The organism is Methylotetracoccus oryzae, assembly GCF_006175985.1.
In the GTDB taxonomy this organism is placed as follows: domain Bacteria; phylum Pseudomonadota; class Gammaproteobacteria; order Methylococcales; family Methylococcaceae; genus Methylotetracoccus; species Methylotetracoccus oryzae.
This window is the reverse complement of sequence record NZ_SRSH01000001.1, coordinates 196,566-214,593: the sequence shown is the minus strand read 5'-3', so window position 1 is coordinate 214,593 and position 18,028 is coordinate 196,566. Positions and strand designations below refer to the sequence as shown.

The window sequence follows — 18,028 nt, the reverse complement described above, 5'->3', positions numbered from 1 at the left end:
TGCGATGGAGGTCGCTACCATTGGCCCGTCGGACCCTGACGCGGCGGCGGCCCAGCCTTTCGCAGCAGTCTGTGTTCACAGCGCTCAGACTATTTCGGAAAGAGCTTAGTTCATGCTGGGAAACGATAGAAGTGTTTTTCGAGGACCTGTCATTCCTGCGGCCTGGCCGAAGCCAGCGTCGCGTTGACTCGCTGACACCCTGACGGATACCGCGCATGCGCCGATATCGCAGTTTTCCCCTACCGGGTCCCGGGCTTCCGCCGGGACTGCCCTACATCATCGGCAACGAGGCAGCCGAGCGCTTTAGCTATTACGGGATGCGGGCGATCCTGGTCGTCTACATGACGCAGTACCTGATGGATGCCGCCGGTCGACCCGACACGATGAGCGAAACCCAGGCGCAGGCATACTTTCACCTGTTCGTCTCGGCCACCTATTTCACGCCGCTGCTCGGCGCACTGCTTGCCGATGGCTTTCTGGGCAAGTACCGGACCATCATCCTGCTGTCACTGGTTTATTGTGCGGGGCACCTCGCCCTGGCCATGGACGACACGCGCAGCGGCATCCTGGTCGGGCAAGCCTTGATTGCTTTCGGCGCGGGCGGGATCAAGCCCTGCGTCTCGTCCCACGTCGGAGATCAGTTCAGCGTCCACAACCGGCACCTGCTCGAACGGGTGTACGGGTGGTTCTACCTGGCAATCAATCTGGGCGCCCTGGTGTCGATGCTGGTCACGCCCTGGCTTCTGGTGCGCTTCGGCGCCGCGGTGGCCTTCGGCGTACCCGGTGTGCTGATGGCGGTTGCCACGACCCTGTTCTGGCTCGGACGCTGGCAGTTCGCGCACGTGCCGCCGGCCGGACTGGGCGTGTTGCGGGAGGCGTTGCAAGCCCGAGAGTTGAGCCGCCTCGGTCAGCTTGTCGTGCTGTACGGCCTGATCGCCATTTTCTGGTCGTTGTTCGACCAGACCGGTTCGTCCTGGGTGCTGCAGGCCGCCAAGCTGGATCGGGAAATAGCCGGTCACGAGATTCTGCCCTCGCAGATCCAGGCTGCGAACCCGCTGCTGATCCTGTTGCTGGTACCGCTCTTCGGGCGTGTGGTCTACCCCGCACTGGAGCGTTGGATGTCGCTGACATCGCTGCGAAAGATCGGTCTCGGCATGGCCCTCGCGGCGGCGTCGTTCGCGGTCGTCGCAATGATCCAGAACGCGGTGGATCATGGCGCCAGGCCGAGCATCGCGTGGCAGTTGCTCGCCTATCTTCTGCTGACCTCGGCCGAAGTGATGGTGTCGGTGACCGGGCTCGAGTTCGCCTACACGCAGGCACCATTGACGATGAAGTCCCTGGTCATGGCCTTTTACATGGCTTCGGTCGCACTGGGTAACGTCTTCACGAGTGGCATCAACTTCCTGATTTCGACGCCGGACGGAGGGAGTCGGCTGGCGGGCGCGGCCTATTTCTGGTTCTTTTGTGTGTTGATGGCCGTCACGGTACTGGTCTTTGCCGCTTATGCACGACGCTATCGGGCCGGCTCCTATCTGCAGCCGGATCGTGCGGATGCGTGAGGCCGCCGGTCACCGACGATGCGGCAGGCGCTCTGGCGCAGGGTTCAGCGTGACATGGTGGGGTTTGCCCAGCAGCGCTTTCAGTTGCTCCAGGCTGGCGATGGAGATCCTCTCTTCCGTTCCGATCGTTTCCAGATAACGGCCGTTACCCAGCCATTCCAGTGCCCGGTCGGCGCCGTCGGCTTTCGGTGCAGCATTGAGTTCGGTGCGCAGCGCAGCCAGATAGCGGGCCGTCACGGCGGCCAACTGATCGGCGGGCATTTCGCGTATCGCGCTGAACCGGCGAATGATGCTGGTCACGTCCCCGGTTCTGGGGCTCTCCAGAATCAGCTTGAACGCGTCGGCATAGCGTCGGAGGCCGTCGTGGATGTGGGCTCTTTGCGCCATGTTCATGCCGACCCAGCCGGCCCTGATCCACTTGAAGATGCCGAAGCGTGTCGGAGCATCACCGGTTGCGGTGCCTAGATAGAACACGACCGAATAGGAATCATACAGGTAGGAATCGACCCAGCCGAAACCGGGCCACACAAGCCCCGGGATGCCGGAGTAGAGGTAGGTCCAGCGACTGTCGTCGCCCAGTATGAGGCCCTGCTTGCCAACCTCGGAACGGCCTTTTTGCGCCGACAGGCTGATGAACAGCGGACGGTCCCGCCAACGCGTCAGGATCAGGGTCCGGTCCAGGTCGTACTCGTAATAGGCTCCGGTATGTGCGTCCGGGCTGTTGGTCAGATGCTCGATGCCGGTGGCGATGAGCGTCTCCGGCGCGTCTGTTCTGCGCTCCCAGAATGGCGGCAGTCGTCCGTCGGAGGAATCGATCCGATTCCATCGGGCTGTTCTCACCGTCGACGGCGAGGTCACGACAGCCGGCAATGCGGTGTCGTAAGTCAGACGCAGCACGTCGGCCATCGGCCGGCGCAGGTCCAGTTGCAGATAGGCGGACGGTGCCCCGTTCCGGTCTTTGGCATAAAGGAGCGTGCCGGCGTCCTTGGGGCCGAGGAGGAACTGCAGCGTCTTGTCGAGGCGTTCCGTCCGGAACGAGGCGGCGTTCCGGCTACCGGTGCCGACCAGCCCCAACAGGTAGCCGAGTTCGGCATCGATCGCTGCATCGACCGGGACTTCGCGGGTCCCTGCCTGCGCGGGGACCAGCACTAGGCAAAGCAGGATGGCGGTCAGGATGCGTGATGGTTTCATGGAAAGCAGAGCCCATGCGCGCCAGACGCGCAGCGAATAGGTGATTAGTGAACGGATGTCCCGGAATCTTGCTGTGCGCCGCGGCAGGCGCCGGCCACGCCCGCGGGCAGCGTCCGCAGCCAGGTATCCAACCGGCTTACCGCATCGTCCATCGCCAGTGAGAACGCAGCGACGGCACCGGCCGCATCGGGGGTCGGGCAGGGGCGGCTGAGCGCAAAGCGCTGCTCGGCCAACGGCTGGTCCGCGATGGCGCCCGGTGCTGCCGCACGGGCCTGAAGTTCGACGATGACACGGGCCTGACCCGGCTGAGAGAACACCTGCTCGAAGGTCTGCAAGTCGACTCGCAGTGGGCAGCCCGCGGGGCCGGCGGCGGCTGACAGGCGCTGCGCCAGCAGATCGGGCGGCGGAGCGATCCAGCGGTCCAGTGCGTAAAACTGGATACGGGTCGGTTGCCGGTACAACAGCCGGTAACGCAGTCTTGGATCGCGCAGCCAGTCGGGTGCAGTGACCGTTGCCGCCGTCCATGCGCCGGTTGCCGAGCGCTTGTCCGCTGCCGGCAGGCCGAAGTCGTGAACGGCGGGTGGTGCGGGGCGGTCGGGCAGCACGGAGCAGCTCACGCTGGTCAGTGCGAGCATCAGGGCGCTCCAGATCCGGGTGGATCGACAGTTCATGGTGACTCCTCATGACCGGGTTCACCCGGCCCCGGATTCGGTGTGGGATGACCGAGCAGCAGCGCTTGGGGGTCGTTCTCGACTGTGGCCGAGAAGCGTCGGATCTGGTCCGTGGTTCGCTGCAGGTCGCCAATCAGGGTTTCGACGCGCGGCAGCAATTGCTTGGCAATCGTCTGCATCGCTTCCGACGTGGCGCGACCGGACTGGGCGAAGGATGCGGTCGAATCCGCTGCGTCGCGGACATGTTTCGAGGTGACTCGAAAATCGTCGGTCAACGTGCTGATTTCGCTCAGCGACTGCCCGGCCTGCCGCGTCAGTGCCGGAATACTGGTCAGCACGTCGTTAGCCCGCTTTTCCAGAGCAACCAGGTCTCGCGCGGCGATCTCGCCGCTGGTGAGGATCGCCTGCACGCGACTGCGGTTCTCTGCACCGACGACGCTGTTGAGTTGGTCCGCGAGCTGGGTCAGCTTGGGCAGCAGATCCTCGCCCGATTCGGTCAATCGGTCGAGCAGCGAGGGTCTCAGGGGGATCCGGGCCGGATCGTCGGGCCGTGTCTGCAGTGGCTCGGGGTTCTCTCCCTTGTCGTTCAGTTCCACCTGAGCGAGGCCCGTGAGGCCCTGGGTCCGCAGTGTTGCGAAGGTCCCTTGCGTGATCGGCAGCCCCCGATTGATTTCGATCTTGACCAGGATGTTGCGCACGTCCTGCGGATCGAAATCGATGGCGGTGACCTTGCCGGCTGCCACGCCGCGGTAAATCACGGTCGACTCGGCATTCAGCCCGGAGACCGTGTCCGTGGTCACGACGATGTAGGTGTCCCGGACGATGCCGTAGCTGCCGAGGAAGGTGCTGATCCCGATCAGCGCCGCCCCCAGGACGATCACAAACAGGCCGGTCAGTAGTGCGTAACTTTCCTTCGTCATCTCAGCCGGTCCGGTCGAAAACGCGCTGGGCGCGTTTGCCGTGGAAGAACTGCCGCGTGAATGGATGCGGGCAGGCCAATGCGCTGGCCAGCGGTCCATGGGCGACGAGCTGATGCTCCGAGAGCACGGCGACTTGCGTGCACAGATCCCCAAGCGTATCCAGGTCGTGGGTGATCATGACCACTGTGAAGCCGAGTTCCTGCTGCAATGCCCCGAGCAAATTGACGAACTCCTCGCTGAGTACCGGATCCAGGCCCGAGGTCGGCTCATCGAGCAGCACCAGTTCGGGTTCCAGGATCAGCGCGCGCGCCAGCGCAGCGCGCTTGATCATGCCGCCCGACAACTCGGCCGGCATCAGCAACGCGTCGTTGGCGGTCAGGCCGACCATCGCCAACTTCATGCAGACCAACTGGCTGATCAGGTCTTCGTCGTGCACCCTCAGCTCGCGCAGCCCGAAAGCGATATTGTCGAAGACGTTCAGTGCGCTGAACAGGGCACCGCCCTGGAACAGCACGCCGCAGCGGTTCCGCAATTGCTGGCGGAGTTCGATGCCCGCCTGTTGCAGCAGTTCGCCGAACAGGTAGACGCGTCCCTCGGTCGGCTCCTGGAGCCCGATCATTTCCCGCATCAGGACAGTCTTGCCACACCCCGACGCGCCGACCAGCCCCAGGATCTCCCCGGGACCGAGTTCCAGGCTGATGTCCTGATGCACGAGATTGTCGCCAAAGCGCGTCCAGACGTGTTCCAGTCGGATGACGGGTACGGTGGTCACGGCATCCCCACGCCGCGGAACACGATCGCAAACACGGCGTCGACCAGGATTACCAGCGTGATCGAGGCGACGACCGAGTTCGTGGTTTCGTGACCGATGCTCTCGGTGTTCGGCTGAATGCGCAAGCCGAAATGGCAGGCGATCAACGCGATGAACAAGCCGAAGACAGCACCCTTGCCCAGTCCGATCGCGAAATTGGCAACCGGCACCGCTTCCGGCAGCTTGCTGAAAAACTGGTGGAAGCCGATGTCGAGTTCCAACTGGGCCGAGGTCGCGCCGCCGGCAAGGGCAATGATGTCGGTCCAGACGACGAGCAGCGGCAGTGCGAGGCTCAGCGCGATGACCTTGGGCAGAATCAATCGCAGCGATGCGGAAATGCCCATGGCCTCGAGGGCGTCGAGTTCCTGGGTCACGCGCATGACCCCGATGCCGGCCGTCATCGCGGAGCCCGAGCGTCCCGCCACCAGGATCGCCGCCAGCAGCGGCCCGAGTTCGCGAATGATGCTAAGCCCCAGGATGTTGACGATATAGATCTGTGCGCCGAAGGTCTGGAGTTGAAACGATGACAGATAGCTCACGACGACACCGATCAAAAAGCCGACCAGCGCCGTGATGCCGAGCGCCCGGCCGCCGGTCTCATGGATCATCGCGGAAATCTCGCGCAGCGGGGTGTCGCTGGGACGGCGGAACAGGTGCAAGCTGTCCAGCACGAACTGTCCCAGCATGGTGATGAAGGACAGCAGATGGTCGACCAGCGCGGCCAGGAGGCGTTGCAGTCGCAGCGGCAGCGGCAGTGCCGGACGGGAAGCATCGCGCATGGACGGGATCTTGCCGTTCTCCCAGCGTGCGAAGGCCGATTGCTGTTCGGACCGCAGCCGGCGGCGCGGAGGCAGCGCTGCGCCCCACGCGCGCCACAATACCAGGGCGCCGGCGCTGTCCAGTCTTTCGATCCCGGTCAGATCCCATTCCAGCTCGGTCCTCCCGACCATTGCCGCAAGCGCCTGATGCAGGCCGGGCCCGGCGGCGGCCAGACCGCGCAGGTTCCAATGCCCCGTGAGTGTCACCGACGGGCCGCCGTCCGTTTCGCGCAGTTCGAGCGCGGCGCGCGAACCGTTCGCTGGGTCGGGTGTGATCATCGGGGAGATGAGTGAACGGCCGTGTCCAAAGAAGGTGAGCGCGAGCTACAGCTCTTGATTATCCGGCTATGGTACGTTCTTTTCCAGACGGGACGTGGCATTCCGCTATCGGCCCGGGGCGTCGGTCGCCACGCTGTCACCGGGTGCCGGAGTGCTGTGTGAGGAATGCTAAAATCGTGTCCCTTTACGCAGGAATTATCTCATGTCCCTGATACGCCCCTTCGCCGCGCTGCGGCCTGCGCCGGGCCGCGCTCCCGACGTGATCGCCCCGCCTTACGACGTCCTGAGTTCCGAGGAGGCGCGTGGGCTTGCCACGGGTCGGCCGTGCAGCTTCCTGCATATCTCGAAGCCGGAGATCGATCTGCCGTCCGGTACCGACCTGTATGCCCCCGAGGTTTATGCCAAAGCCGCCGAAAACTTGGGCCGGCTGGTTGCGGATGGGGTTCTGCGGCGCGATGAGCAGCCGCTGTACTATGCCTACCGGCTCGTCATGGGCGAACACACCCAGGTCGGCCTGGCGGCGGCGGCAAGCGTCGCGGCCTACGATGTGAACCGCATTCGGAAACACGAGTTCACACGACCCGACAAGGAGGACGACCGCGTACGACAGATCGAGGCGGTCGGGGCCCAGACCGGACCGGTGTTGCTCGCCTATCCCGCTTGCCCGGAAGTGGATGCGATTCTATCAGCCATTGCGGCCACCGAGCCGGAAGCCGATGCCGTGTCGGAGGCCGGAGTCCGCCACAGCTTGTGGACGATTCGTGATGCGGGCGTGATCGCAAAGATCACCGCGAGTTTCGATGCGCTGGCGGCTTTGTATATCGCAGATGGTCATCACCGCGCGGCGGCCGCCTCGCGCGTCGCGGCGGCACGCCGGAAAGCCGACCCATCTGCGACCGGAGCGGAGGATTACAACTACTTTCTGACGGTCAGCTTCCCCGACCACCAGATGCGGATTCTCGACTACAACCGCGTGATCCGGGATCTCAACGGGTTGACCGAGGCAAAGTTGTTGGAGCGGGTCGCTGCGGCGTTCACGGTCGAGGAGGTTCCGGCGGGCTATCAACCGGCCAGCCCGCGCGAATTCGGTCTCTATCTGGACGGCCGCTGGCGGAAGCTGCGGATTCACCCGGACCGCGTGCCGAACGATCCTGTCGGACGGCTCGATGTCTCGCTGTTGCAGGACCACCTGATCGCGCCGGTCCTCGGGATTGCCGACCCGCGCCGCGACAAACGAATCGATTTCGTTGGCGGGATCCGTGGCATGGCGGAGCTGGAGCGGCGGGTCGACTCAGGGGAGATGGCGCTGGCGCTGGCGCTCTTCCCGACCAGCATGGCGGACCTGATGGCCGTTGCGGATGCCGGCGAGGTCATGCCGCCCAAGAGCACTTGGTTCGAGCCCAAGCTGGCGGACGGTATGGTGTCGCACCTGCTGGACTGAACCCTCGCTCCGTGCCGGTGGCGCCGGTCAGGGCGCCTCCGCAAAATCGTACACGACGAAACGGTCCACGAGGGGCTTGAGCCCTTCGTCAATCACGCGCTTGTGCTCGGGGTGCTGCAGGTACGCATCGAGCGCCGCCTTGTCTTCGAAGCTCGCGACGATGGCCACGTCGTAGGAACTGTCGACGACCTCCCGTCCGCCGGGCACAGCGGTGCCGACCTGATAGCGCTGGACCATCGGCAGCTTGGCCTGAGCGCGGCTGATGTCGATGTAGCGCTGTCGCGCATCGGCATTGCCGTGCTCCTTGAGCCAGACGATTACGACGTGATGGACGCGCGCTACCGGCGCCGCGGCAGTGAGCTCCGCAAAGGCGGGCCCGGCGGGTAGTAGGGACGTGCAGCAGAGGAGGGCAAGTGCCCGGAGGGTTTTGCTGAGCATGGTCTTCATCCTGCGGGAGTCGATACCGCGGGCTCGCGGCGACCGAATTATGCACTCGCAGCGGCCGTTTTCCGATAGATCAGGTAATAGACGACCGGAACGACCAGCAGGCTGAAGGCGGTCGACGCGAAGATGCCGAAGATGAAGCTCCAGGCCAGTCCCGAGAAGATGGGGTCCAGCGTGATGACGAACGAACCGAACATGGCCGCTCCGGCGGTCAGGAAGATCGGGCGCAGGCGGGTGGCGCCCGCTTCAATCAGCGCATCGGCGAGCGGTGCGCCTTGCTCCCGCAGGCGTTCGATGAAATCGATCAGGATGATCGAGTTGCGGACGACGATGCCGGCCAGAGCGATCATGCCGATCATGCCGGTGGCCGTGAACAGGATGGGCGTGTCGTAGCCGGCGACCGGTTCGGTGAAGAACACGTTGAGCGCCCAGAAGCCGGGCATGATGCCGATCACGGTCAACGGGATGGCAACCATGATGATCAGGGGCATGCCGAGCGATTCGGTCTGCGCCACCAGCAGCACGTAGATCATCAGTAGCGCGGCGCCGAACGCGAGTCCGAGATCGCGGAATACGTCGACCGTGATCTTCCATTCGCCCTCGCCGGATAGGTCGACGGTGTAACCCGGTGGCAGCGGCTTCGCAGTTTCGATGTCCCACCAGTCGAAAACGGCCTCGACCGGGCTGCGGCCAACCATCTCGGCGATCACATAGTTCAGCCGTTTGAGATTCTTGTGGTAGATCGTCAGGTCCGCCGGTTCTTCCACGAAGTGGCCGAGCTCGCTAACCGGAACCAGTTGGCCAGAGGCGCCGCGCAGCTTGAGACTGGTCAGGGTAGCCAGCGCCGATCGGTCGGAGCGGCTCAGGCGCAGCGTCAGGTCCATCGGTTCACGTTCATGCGGGGCATGCACAGTGCCGGCGGCGGTGCCCGCCATGCCGACCCGCAAGGTCTCGGCCACGTCGGCGACGCTGACGCCGAGCAGCGCAGCCTTGTTGCGGTCGAGGCGAAACTGCGCCGTGGTCTGGGGATCGTCGACATAATCGTCCACGTCGGCGATCCCCGAGATTCGCGTCACTTCGGTGCGCACCGTCTCGGTGACGCGAGCGAGTTCGCGGTAGTCGGCGTCCAGCGGCCCATAGACCTCGGCCACGAAGGTCGACAGCACCGGCGGACCCGGCGGGCTTTCGACGATCTTGACGACCGCGCCATGGCGCTGGCCGATTTTCTCGATCTCCGGGCGGATCCGCAGCGCGATTTCGTGCGAGCGCTGCTCGCGCTGCTCCTTGGGCAACAGGTTGATGCGGATCTCGCCGACGTGGCCGCCATGACGCAGGTAGTAGTGGCGAACCATGCCGTTGAAATCCATCGGCGAGGCGATGCCGATATAGGTTTCGTAATCGGTCACCTCGTTGAGGGTGGCCAGATAAGCACCGAGATCCCGTGCCAGCGCGTCAGTATCCTCGAGCGTCGTGTTGCGAGGCAGATCAAGGACCAGTTGCAGCTCGTTCTTGTTGTCGAACGGCAGCAGCTTCAGCGGGACCAGGCGCGTCACGGCAAGCAGGCTCGATGCAACCAGGGCCGCGACGATGGCCAGCAAGAACCAGCCGGAACGCGCCGGCGTCTTGATCAATCCGCCCAGCGTCCGCTCGTAGAAGCGATACACGCCGCTGGACTTGATGTCGAGGCCTTCGTCGCCGTGTTTACCGTATTCGCTTTGCAGCAGGTGGTAGCTGGCCCAGGGCGTGACCGTGAAAGCCACCAGCAGCGACATGAGCATCGCGACCGGGACATTGAAGGCCATCGGGCCCATGTAGGGCCCCATCATGCCGGTGATGAAGAACATCGGCAGGAAGGACACGATGACAGTGAAGGTCGCAAAGATCGTCGGCGGTCGTACCTCATCGACGGCGGTCAGCGCGGCTTCCAGTGGCGGCTCGCGCCGCAGCTGGAAATGCCGAAAGATGTTTTCGACGTCGACGATCGGATCGTCGACCAGCAGACCCAATGACAGGATCAGTGCGAACAGCGTCACGCGGTTGATCGTGTAACCGAACAGCAGGTCGCAGAACAGCGTGATCCCGAGCGTCATCGGCACGGCCAGGGCCACGATGAACGACTCCTTGGGACCGAGCGTCAGCGCCAGCAGCACGACGATCGTCGCGATGGCGATGAACAGATGCTTGACCAGTTCGTTGACCTTGTGGTCAGCCGTTTCACCGTAGTCGCGTGTGAGTGTTACGGTGACGTCCTCGGGGATCACACTCCCCTTGAGTCCTTCCATGGTCTCGATCACATGTTCTGCGACGGTGACGGCGTTGGCCCCCTTCCGCTTGGCGATGCCCAGCGTGACGGCTTGACGTTCGTCACCGACGCGCGCTTCGGTGGATTCCCCGATTTCACGGCTTTGGGCCGCTGCCTGGCCAAAGCCGATTCGTGTGTAGGATTCCGGCTCCTCCGTACCATCAACAACCTGGGCCACATCACGCACGTATACCGGGTGTCCCGAAGGACTGGCGATCACGGTTTGTGCGACCTCGTCGGCCGATACGTAGTCGCGGCCTACGTCCAGGCGCACCCGTTCGCCGGCCCGGTCGAAGGTCCCCGCCTGCAGCTTGACGTTCGCGCGGCCGACGCTCCCGAGCAGTTCCAGCAAGGTCACGCCGTGCGCTGACATCTTCGTCACATCGGGATAGAGCAGCACCCGGCGGGTTTCGCCGCCGGTCACGGTGATTCGACCGGTGTCGTCGACTGCACTGAGTTTGTCGCACAGTTCGTCCGCCAGTCGTCGCAGCGCTGCGGTGTCGTAGGTGGGATCGGCTGAGGACAGTGTCAGCGTGACGATGGGCACATCGTCGATTTCGACCGGCTTGACCGACCAGTCGGTCACGATACGCGGGATGATGTCGCGGTGCGACATCACCTTGTTCCACACCTTGACGAGGCTGTCCTCACGGTCTTCGCCAACGTAGAACCGAACGGTCACGAGTGCCTCGCCCGCGCGCGAGGCCGAGTAGACGTACTCCACGCCGTCGATCTCGCGCAGCTTCGTCTCCAGCGGCGTCGCGACGAGCTTCTCAACCTCTTCGGCCGAGGCTCCCGGTGCGCGGACGAGGACGTCGGCTACCGGCACGATGATCTGGGGTTCTTCCTCGCGGGGTGTCAGAAGCAGCGCCGCGGCACCGAGTAGCAGCGATGCGATCAGCAGCAGCAGCGAGAGCTTGGAGGTGATGAAGAGGTGGACTATCTTCGCCGTGAAGCCGCGCTCGGCAATGTCCGCCATCACGGGTTCCTCGTTGCGATCAGGTCACCTTCCTTGAGACCGGACAGCACTTCGAGCACATCGCCGTAGGCTTGTCCGGTACGCACATGGCGCAACTCGGCGCGCCCTTCCCGGACGAGGTGCACGCTTTCGATCTGCCCGACGCGCCTGACGGCGGAGGCCGGGATCAGCAGGACTCGGCGCTGACCACAGGCTTGCTCGACCCAGATGAAGGCCCCCGGTTTAAGCGACGAGCCGGACGGCACGTTGGCCTTGATCAGCACCGTGTGGGTCTGCGGGTCTGCGGACGGGGCGATCTCCGACACCTCAACGGTGAGTCGTCGCGATGTGGCGCGCTCGACCAGAGTCAGCGGATTACCGACGCGCAGGCTTCCGGCGCAGCGTTCGGGGATGGGCACTTCGACTCGCAGGCGACTGGACTCGAGTATCGTCAGAATCGGCGTCCCCGGGAGCGCCGTATCGCCCGGATCGCGGTGCCGTTGCTGGACCACGCCGTCGAATGGGGCGCGCAGAGCCGTTTCCGAGAACAGGGTTTCGATTTCCCGGACGCCACTTTCGGCCTCGCGCACGCGGGCATCTCCGGCCTTGGTGGCGGCCATAGCCGCATCCAGTGATTGGCGGGTGGCGGCCTCCTTACGGTACAGCGCCTCGGTACGCTGCGCATCGGCCCGGTAACGGGCAGCTTCGGCCTGAGCTGCCTGTAGTGCCGAGCGCGCCTGGTCGAGTTTGGCCTTCAAGCTGCGATCGTCCAGGGTCACGAGGAGGTCGCCGCGGCTGACCCGGTCACCGGCGCGGACCTGGATGGTCTCGATTCGAGCGGCGATCTTCGGTGACAACTGGGCCTCCGTGCGTGAGCTCACCGTGCCAGGCCAGGAAGCCACTTCGCCGATGTCCTGGAGGCGAACCGCGGTGGTCACCGTGGGAATGCCGCTGCTGGCCGGCACGGAGGCCTCGCCGGGAGGGACCTTGTCCCGGAATCCCCCTTCGAGCCAGACGAGCAGCAGGATCAGCGCCGCGACGGAAAGCGTGCCGTAAATCAGTGTGCGACGGCCTGTGCCGTCTGAATGTTCGCTCATGGATCCCCTTGCCTCAACGCCAGTAGCCTGCCGCTTTTTTCAGGTTCGCTTCGGTGACGTAGGCCTGGTAGCGTGCGGCCAGGGAACGCGCCTGGGCGCCGGCCCGATCCGCTTCCGCTTCGAGATAGCGGGTGACCGTCGTGGCGCCGCCCCGGTATTGTTCATGCACCTGCCGCAGGGCTTCTTCGGCTGCTGCGACCGCGGCACGCGTGACCCTCAGACGCTCCATCGCATCCTTGATCCGGGTGTGCGCATCGCGCACTTCCTTCTCGATTTCCAAGCGGTTCTGTTCGCGCTGGGCTTCGGCCTCCGCGACACGGCGCTCAGCAGCGGAAACCTTCGCAGTCGTTTCTCCGCCCGTGAACAGATCGAGTTCGGCGCTGATGCCGATACTGGTATTTTGCTTGGCCGTGGAAAACCCGGGTGACCGCAAGTTCTGCCCGTATGCGGCGTAGGCATTCACGCGCGGCAGGTGAGCCCCGCGCTCGGCCTGCAGTTCGGAAACCCGCATCTGCACGAGCCGGTCGGCCGCCTGCAGTTCGGGGCGCCGAGCGTGAGCTTCCTCCAGCACCTTGGCGAGGTCAACGACACCGGTGGCGGGCTCCGGACCCTCGGTGTCCGCAATCGCAAGAGGCTTGCCGTCGTTGCCACCGAGCAGCGCCATCAGGCCCGATCGGGCCAATTCGACGGCATTCAGGGCCTGCACTTCGGACTCGCGGGCCTCGGCAAGGCGCACCTCGAGCGAAAGCACGTCGGATTTCAGACCGGTTCCTTCTGCATGGCGTGCACGCGCCTGCAGCAACTCACTGGTCACGGCTTCGAGCGAACGCTGCGCAACTTCCACCTGGCGCGGCGCTATCGCCAGGGCGTAGTAGGCTGAGGTAACCGCCGCGGCCAAATGATTGTGGAGCGCAGACTGCTCCAGTTCGGTCTGTTCGACGCCGAGTTCCGCGGCCTTGCGCTTGTAGAAGTCCTGCCCGCCCCGGAACAGCGACCAGACGCCGACGACCTCCGGCCGGAAGTTCTCGACCCATCCCGGATCGTTGATGTTCAGGGACTCGTTGAAACGCCGTTGCGAGACGATGTAGAAGAATGCCTCGGCCGGATTGTCCGTGTAGTTATATGCGACTCGTGCCGATACGCGCGGATAGAACGCGGCGACTGATTGCTCCACCTTCGCCTGGGCTTCACCATAGCGCTCGGCCGCGGCGCGCAGGCTGGGGTTGCGCTCGAACGCCAGGTCGATGGCCTGCTGTAGCGTCAGCCCAGGGCTGACGGCTGCCGGTTGCTTATGTAGCGTTTCCGCTTCCGGCGCGGCCAGCGCGAGCGGTTTGCGGGCTTCCCGTGCGGCCGTCGCCGGAGTGGTGGCGGTTGCCAGGCTCGCAATGACGCAGGCAGCCACGCACGCCTGACGAAAATTCGCGCCGTTCATGAAGCGGTTTGGTTTTCCTTGTTGTGGACCAGCACTCGCGACGCACCGAACTATACCATGCCTTATTAAGGCGTCCTGGTGTCTCCTGCGTGGCTGCGATTACCGGTCGAATGTTAGAAAATGCTGATGTCTTTGGCAAGGATCGGCACGGACTGCCGACGACGATCCCGGCCTGGCAGTCGAGGGCGCCTGAGGCGCCGGGTGTGCGGGAGGTCGACGGAGGCGCGGGAGGCTATGAGTCCTGAGCCGACGGGGCGGGGCGGCGGGTCAGGGTGATCTCGCCCATTGTTGCCTCGATCCACGTCTCGACGCGTTCATTGATCTCGGCTGCCGTCAGCGTCGTGGGGTCGATCGGCGGCCCGATACGCACAGATATTGTGCCGGGACGCTTCAGGAAACCATGCCGGGGCCAGTACTCGCCGGCGTTGTGGGCCACCGGGACGACGAGGTACCCGGACCTTTTCGCCAGGGTTCCGCCACTGGCGCCGTAGCGTCCCTTCGTACCGGGTGCGACGCGGGTTCCCTCGGGGAACAGAATCAGCCAGCGGCCTTTCCTGAGACGCGCTTCGCCGTCGCGGAGGATCTGCTTGATGGCCGCCGTTCTGGCCGAACGGTCGATCGCGATGGGTTCCAGGGAGGCCATGGCCCAACCCCAGAACGGTAGGCGCAGCAACTCCTTTTTCAGGATGAAGCACACGGGGCGGAAGACGGTCTGCAACCCGATCGTTTCCCAGGTCGACTGATGCTTCGACAAGACGATGCAGTTGGTCGCCGGCACGTGCTCCTGTCCCTCGACCTCGAAGCCAAGCTTGCAGATCTTCAGCAAAGACCAAAGAACGAAGCGCACCCACTGGCTGGCGACCCGATACCGCGTCTCGAAGCCGAGCGGGTAGGCGATCACCGTCAGCAGTCCGATCAGAATGCCCGAGGTCGCCATGGTCACGAAGAACAGGCTCGAGCGCAGGTAGAGCCCGAGCGCGTTGGGCAAGGGACTGTCGGATCGGGTCATGACAGAAGCGAACGAACCGTGCCGGGGTGCCGGTGAGTTACGGCTGTAGCCGGCCGATATCTGCGATATTGAGGAACAGGCGTTCGACCAGCGCGAGCAGCCCCAGCCGGTTGCGCCGGATCGCCTCGTCGTCGGCCATGACGAGGACGTCGTCGAAAAACCGGTCCACGGGCTCCCTCAGTTCGGCCAGGCGCGCCAGAGCCGGTCCGTAATCGCCGCGCTGCAGTAGCGGCAGGACGTCTTCCTGAGCTCTCCGCGCGGCGGCAAAAAGCTCGCTCTCGGCGCCCGCGACGAGCAGCTCAGGCGCGACGTTGGCGACGATTTCGGCGTCGGATTTCCGCAGCAGATTCCGGATCCGCTTGTTGGCAGCGGCCAGGCTCTCGGCCGCCGGCAACCGGCGGAAATCCGCCACGGCGCGCAGCCGCCGCTCGGCGTCCAGTGGCCGCGCAAGGCCGAGGCTGAGCACGGCGTCGATCTCGTCAGGGCGCCATTTCTGTTCGAGAAAGTGCCCGCGCAATCGTTCGGTGACGAATTCGATCACCGCTGCGGCGGTCTTGCCAGCGTCGAAGGTGTGGGAATACAGTCCGAGCGCCTGATCGACGAGTTGCGGTACGTCGAGATCGAGCTGGCGTTCAATGATGATGCGCAGGGTGCCCAGCGCGGCCCGGCGCAGGCCATAGGGATCACGATCGCCGGAAGGCAGCAGGCCGACGCTGAAAATGCCCGCCAGCGTATCGATCTTGTCGGCGACCGCCAGGATCCGTCCGGCACTCGTGTCGGGCAGGGTACCGCCCGACTGGCGCGGCCGGTAATGCTCCTCGATCGCTGCGGCGACCTCATCGGGCTCGCCCTCGGCCAGGGCATAGTATCGGCCCATGATGCCCTGCAGGTTCGGAAACTCACCCACCATTTCGGTCAGTAGATCGGCCTTGGCGAGCCGGGCGGCGCGCAGGGCGAGGGCGGCGTCGTGACCGGTGGCGGCGGCGATCGATTCCACGAGACGTTGCAGGCGCTCGCTCTTGGCCAGCAGAGAACCGAGCTTGGCCTGGAAGGTGACCGCGCCGAGGTCCGCGACGCGGCTATCCAGCGTCCGCCGACGATCCTGCTTCCAGAAGAATTCCGCGTCGGCGAGCCGGGGTGTGACGACGCGTTCGTTACCGGCGCTGACGGTTGCCGGCTGGCGACTCTCGAGGTTGCTGAAGGTCACGAAGTAGGGCAGCAGCGCGCCACTGGCATCCTTGATCGGAAAATACTTCTGGTTGCCTTGCAGCGTCGTGATCAGGACTTCGGCAGGGAGCTCCAGGAAGCGGGGATCGAAGCGACCGATGACTGGTACCGGCCATTCGACCAGCGCCGCGACCTCGTCCACCAGATCGGCATCGAGATGCGGTGTGCCGCCGACGGATACGGTCAGTTCGTTCGCCCGCTGGCGAATCGCGGCCGTGCGGTCGTCGAAGCGTGCGATGACTTTGCCCTTGCGTTCGAGCGCGTCGGCGTAATCCGCCGGCACGGAGAGTTCGAAAGGCTCCGGGCAGTGAAAGCGATGTCCACGCGTGGTCCGTCCGGTTCTGACGCCGAGAACGATGGCGTCGACGACGTCGGATCCGAACAGCAGGACCGCCCAATGCACGGGCCGGACGAACTCCGTGTCGCCGGAGCCCCAGCGCATCCGCTTGGCGATCGGCAGGTTGACGAGGGCCTGATTGATCAGATCCGGCAGCAGGCTACGGGTCTCGGCGCCGCTGACCGACTGGCGGAAACCCAGCCATTCGCCTTTGTCGCCGGCGATCACGATCAGATCGTCAACGGTGACGCCGCAGCTGCGGGCGAAACCTTCCGCGGCCTTGGTGGGGCTGCCGTCCGCCTGACGCGCGGCGCTCAGTGCCGGGCCGCGGCGTTCGATGACGCGATCCCCCTGGACCGTGGCGAGACCTTCGACCAGCACGGCCAACCGCCGCGGCGTCGCGAAGCCTCGCACGGTGCCGTGTTCGAGCCCCGCCGCAGCGAGCCCCGCGGTGACATTCCCGGTGAGCGTCTCCGAGAGGACGCGCAGCGATTTGGGCGGCAGTTCCTCGGTACCCAGTTCGAACAGCAGATCGCGATGTTCAGACATACGCCGTCTCCCCGGAAGCATTCAGCATCGGGAAGCCGAGCCGCTCGCGTCCGGCGTAGTAGCATTCGGCCACCGATCGCGCGAGTTCGCGTACGCGGAGGATGTAGCTCTGGCGCTCCGTGACGGAAATCGCCCGCCGCGCATCCAGGAGGTTGAAGGTATGCGAGGCCTTCAGCACCATCTCATAGGCCGGCAGCGAGAGGGCGCGTTCGACCAGACGCCGGCACTGCGCTTCGTAGTGATCGAACGATCGGAACAAGCCCTCCGTATCGGCGAGTTCGAAGTTGAATGCGGACATTTCCACTTCATTCTGGTGGTAGACGTCGCCGTAAGTCACCGTCCCATGCGGGCCGCGTGTCCAGGTCAGGTCGAACACGCTCTGGACTCCCTGGAGATACATCGCGATCCGTTCGATGCCATAGGTGATTTCACCGGATACGGGTCGGCAGTCGATGCCGCCGACCTGCTGAAAATAGGTGAACTGCGTAACTTCCATGCCGTTCAACCATACCTCCCAGCCCAGCCCCCACGCGCCGAGTGTGGGCGATTCCCAGTTGTCCTCGACGAAACGGATGTCGTGCTCGAGCAGATCCAGCCCGAGGTAGCGCAGCGAGTCCAGGTAGAGATCCTGGATGTTTTCGGGGGAGGGCTTCAGCAGTACCTGAAACTGATAGTAGTGCTGCAGGCGGTTCGGGTTGTCGCCGTAGCGGCCGTCAGTGGGTCGGCGCGAAGGCTGGACGTAGGCGGTATTCCAGGGCTCGGGCCCCAGCGCGCGCAGGAAGGTGGCCGGGTGAAACGTGCCGGCGCCCACTTCCATATCGAGCGGTTGCAGAATCACGCAGCCGTTGGCTGCCCAGAATTGTTGCAGGCCGAGAATCAGTCCCTGGAAGGTCGAAACGTCGGGGGCCTGCGAAATGGAGTTCGCCACTACAGCCTCGATCGGTACTTTTGATGGGCGGCGATTATAGCCGATAATCGCCGCC

The 18,028-nt window shown here is 64.6% G+C and carries 14 protein-coding genes; 2 read left to right on the top strand and 12 right to left on the bottom strand.

Annotated features, from left to right (window positions below):
* The first annotated feature begins 215 nt into the window (after nucleotides 1–215).
* Nucleotides 216–1,559, top strand: a complete 1,344-nt coding sequence (locus BWR02_RS00985) for a POT family MFS transporter (RefSeq protein ID WP_139555907.1) — start codon at nucleotides 216–218, stop codon at nucleotides 1,557–1,559.
* 9 nt (nucleotides 1,560–1,568) lie between these two features.
* Here BWR02_RS00985 and BWR02_RS00980 read toward each other — a convergent pair whose 3' ends face one another.
* The 5 genes from BWR02_RS00980 to BWR02_RS00960 are packed head-to-tail and all read right to left on the bottom strand — an operon-like array spanning nucleotide 1,569 to nucleotide 6,249.
* Nucleotides 1,569–2,750: a hypothetical protein gene (locus tag BWR02_RS00980; RefSeq protein WP_139555906.1), complete on the bottom strand. Its 1,182-nt coding sequence runs from the start codon at nucleotides 2,748–2,750 to the stop codon at nucleotides 1,569–1,571.
* A 44-nt stretch (nucleotides 2,751–2,794) separates the two neighbouring features.
* A complete protein-coding gene (locus BWR02_RS00975) occupies nucleotides 2,795–3,421 on the bottom strand; it encodes an ABC-type transport auxiliary lipoprotein family protein (protein WP_139555905.1) in 627 nt (208 codons plus the stop codon).
* A complete protein-coding gene (locus BWR02_RS00970) occupies nucleotides 3,418–4,341 on the bottom strand; it encodes an MlaD family protein (protein ID WP_139555904.1) in 924 nt (307 codons plus the stop codon). The genes BWR02_RS00975 and BWR02_RS00970 overlap by 4 nt, the downstream gene beginning before the upstream one ends.
* Before the next feature lies 1 nt (nucleotide 4,342).
* A complete protein-coding gene (locus BWR02_RS00965; RefSeq protein ID WP_139555903.1) occupies nucleotides 4,343–5,113 on the bottom strand; it encodes an ABC transporter ATP-binding protein in 771 nt (256 codons plus the stop codon).
* Entirely contained in the window at nucleotides 5,110–6,249 is a 1,140-nt protein-coding gene (locus BWR02_RS00960) for an ABC transporter permease (RefSeq protein WP_139555902.1), read from the bottom strand. The genes BWR02_RS00965 and BWR02_RS00960 overlap by 4 nt, the downstream gene beginning before the upstream one ends.
* A 202-nt stretch (nucleotides 6,250–6,451) precedes the next feature.
* Between BWR02_RS00960 and BWR02_RS00955 the strand changes: the two genes are divergently transcribed.
* Nucleotides 6,452–7,690, top strand: coding sequence for a DUF1015 domain-containing protein (locus BWR02_RS00955; protein WP_139555901.1), 1,239 nt, complete (start codon nucleotides 6,452–6,454; stop codon nucleotides 7,688–7,690).
* Nucleotides 7,691–7,717: 27 nt separating this feature from the next.
* Here BWR02_RS00955 and BWR02_RS00950 read toward each other — a convergent pair whose 3' ends face one another.
* The 7 genes from BWR02_RS00950 to glyQ form a co-directional block, all read right to left on the bottom strand.
* Nucleotides 7,718–8,128 carry a Dabb family protein gene (locus tag BWR02_RS00950; protein WP_139555900.1) on the bottom strand — a complete coding sequence of 137 codons (411 nt, stop codon included), beginning with the start codon at nucleotides 8,126–8,128 and terminating at the stop codon, nucleotides 7,718–7,720.
* Between the two features lie 47 nt (nucleotides 8,129–8,175).
* Nucleotides 8,176–11,415, bottom strand: coding sequence for an efflux RND transporter permease subunit (locus BWR02_RS00945; protein ID WP_139555899.1), 3,240 nt, complete (start codon nucleotides 11,413–11,415; stop codon nucleotides 8,176–8,178).
* On the bottom strand, nucleotides 11,415–12,491 hold the full coding sequence (locus tag BWR02_RS00940; protein ID WP_139555898.1) for an efflux RND transporter periplasmic adaptor subunit: 1,077 nt from the start codon (nucleotides 12,489–12,491) through the stop codon (nucleotides 11,415–11,417). The genes BWR02_RS00945 and BWR02_RS00940 overlap by 1 nt, the downstream gene beginning before the upstream one ends.
* 13 nt (nucleotides 12,492–12,504) lie before the next feature.
* Nucleotides 12,505–13,923: a TolC family protein gene (locus BWR02_RS00935; RefSeq protein WP_139555897.1), complete on the bottom strand. Its 1,419-nt coding sequence runs from the start codon at nucleotides 13,921–13,923 to the stop codon at nucleotides 12,505–12,507.
* Between the two features lie 232 nt (nucleotides 13,924–14,155).
* Nucleotides 14,156–14,932, bottom strand: coding sequence for a lysophospholipid acyltransferase family protein (locus tag BWR02_RS00930; RefSeq protein ID WP_139555896.1), 777 nt, complete (start codon nucleotides 14,930–14,932; stop codon nucleotides 14,156–14,158).
* A gap of 37 nt (nucleotides 14,933–14,969) precedes the next feature.
* The gene (glyS, locus tag BWR02_RS00925; RefSeq protein WP_139555895.1) at nucleotides 14,970–17,045 is read right to left on the bottom strand and encodes a glycine--tRNA ligase subunit beta; all 2,076 of its coding nucleotides are present in this window, start codon (nucleotides 17,043–17,045) and stop codon (nucleotides 14,970–14,972) included.
* Entirely contained in the window at nucleotides 17,038–17,973 is a 936-nt protein-coding gene (gene glyQ, locus BWR02_RS00920) for a glycine--tRNA ligase subunit alpha (protein ID WP_236101801.1), read from the bottom strand. The genes glyS and glyQ overlap by 8 nt, the downstream gene beginning before the upstream one ends.
* Nucleotides 17,974–18,028: the final 55 nt, after the last annotated feature.

What these genes read in the sequence shown, in the direction of transcription:
- BWR02_RS00930 (WP_139555896.1), bottom strand. Translation starts at nt 14,932, where the DNA reads ATGACCCGATCCGACAGTCCCTTGCCCAACGCGCTCGGGCTCTACCTG.
- BWR02_RS00935 (WP_139555897.1), bottom strand. Translation starts at nt 13,923, where the DNA reads ATGAACGGCGCGAATTTTCGTCAGGCGTGCGTGGCTGCCTGCGTCATT.
- BWR02_RS00945 (WP_139555899.1), bottom strand. Translation starts at nt 11,415, where the DNA reads ATGGCGGACATTGCCGAGCGCGGCTTCACGGCGAAGATAGTCCACCTC.
- BWR02_RS00985 (WP_139555907.1), top strand. Translation starts at nt 216, where the DNA reads ATGCGCCGATATCGCAGTTTTCCCCTACCGGGTCCCGGGCTTCCGCCG.
- BWR02_RS00960 (WP_139555902.1), bottom strand. Translation starts at nt 6,249, where the DNA reads ATGATCACACCCGACCCAGCGAACGGTTCGCGCGCCGCGCTCGAACTG.
- BWR02_RS00980 (WP_139555906.1), bottom strand. Translation starts at nt 2,750, where the DNA reads ATGAAACCATCACGCATCCTGACCGCCATCCTGCTTTGCCTAGTGCTG.
- BWR02_RS00955 (WP_139555901.1), top strand. Translation starts at nt 6,452, where the DNA reads ATGTCCCTGATACGCCCCTTCGCCGCGCTGCGGCCTGCGCCGGGCCGC.
- BWR02_RS00975 (WP_139555905.1), bottom strand. Translation starts at nt 3,421, where the DNA reads ATGAACTGTCGATCCACCCGGATCTGGAGCGCCCTGATGCTCGCACTG.
- BWR02_RS00950 (WP_139555900.1), bottom strand. Translation starts at nt 8,128, where the DNA reads ATGCTCAGCAAAACCCTCCGGGCACTTGCCCTCCTCTGCTGCACGTCC.
- BWR02_RS00970 (WP_139555904.1), bottom strand. Translation starts at nt 4,341, where the DNA reads ATGACGAAGGAAAGTTACGCACTACTGACCGGCCTGTTTGTGATCGTC.
- BWR02_RS00940 (WP_139555898.1), bottom strand. Translation starts at nt 12,491, where the DNA reads ATGAGCGAACATTCAGACGGCACAGGCCGTCGCACACTGATTTACGGC.
- glyS (WP_139555895.1), bottom strand. Translation starts at nt 17,045, where the DNA reads ATGTCTGAACATCGCGATCTGCTGTTCGAACTGGGTACCGAGGAACTG.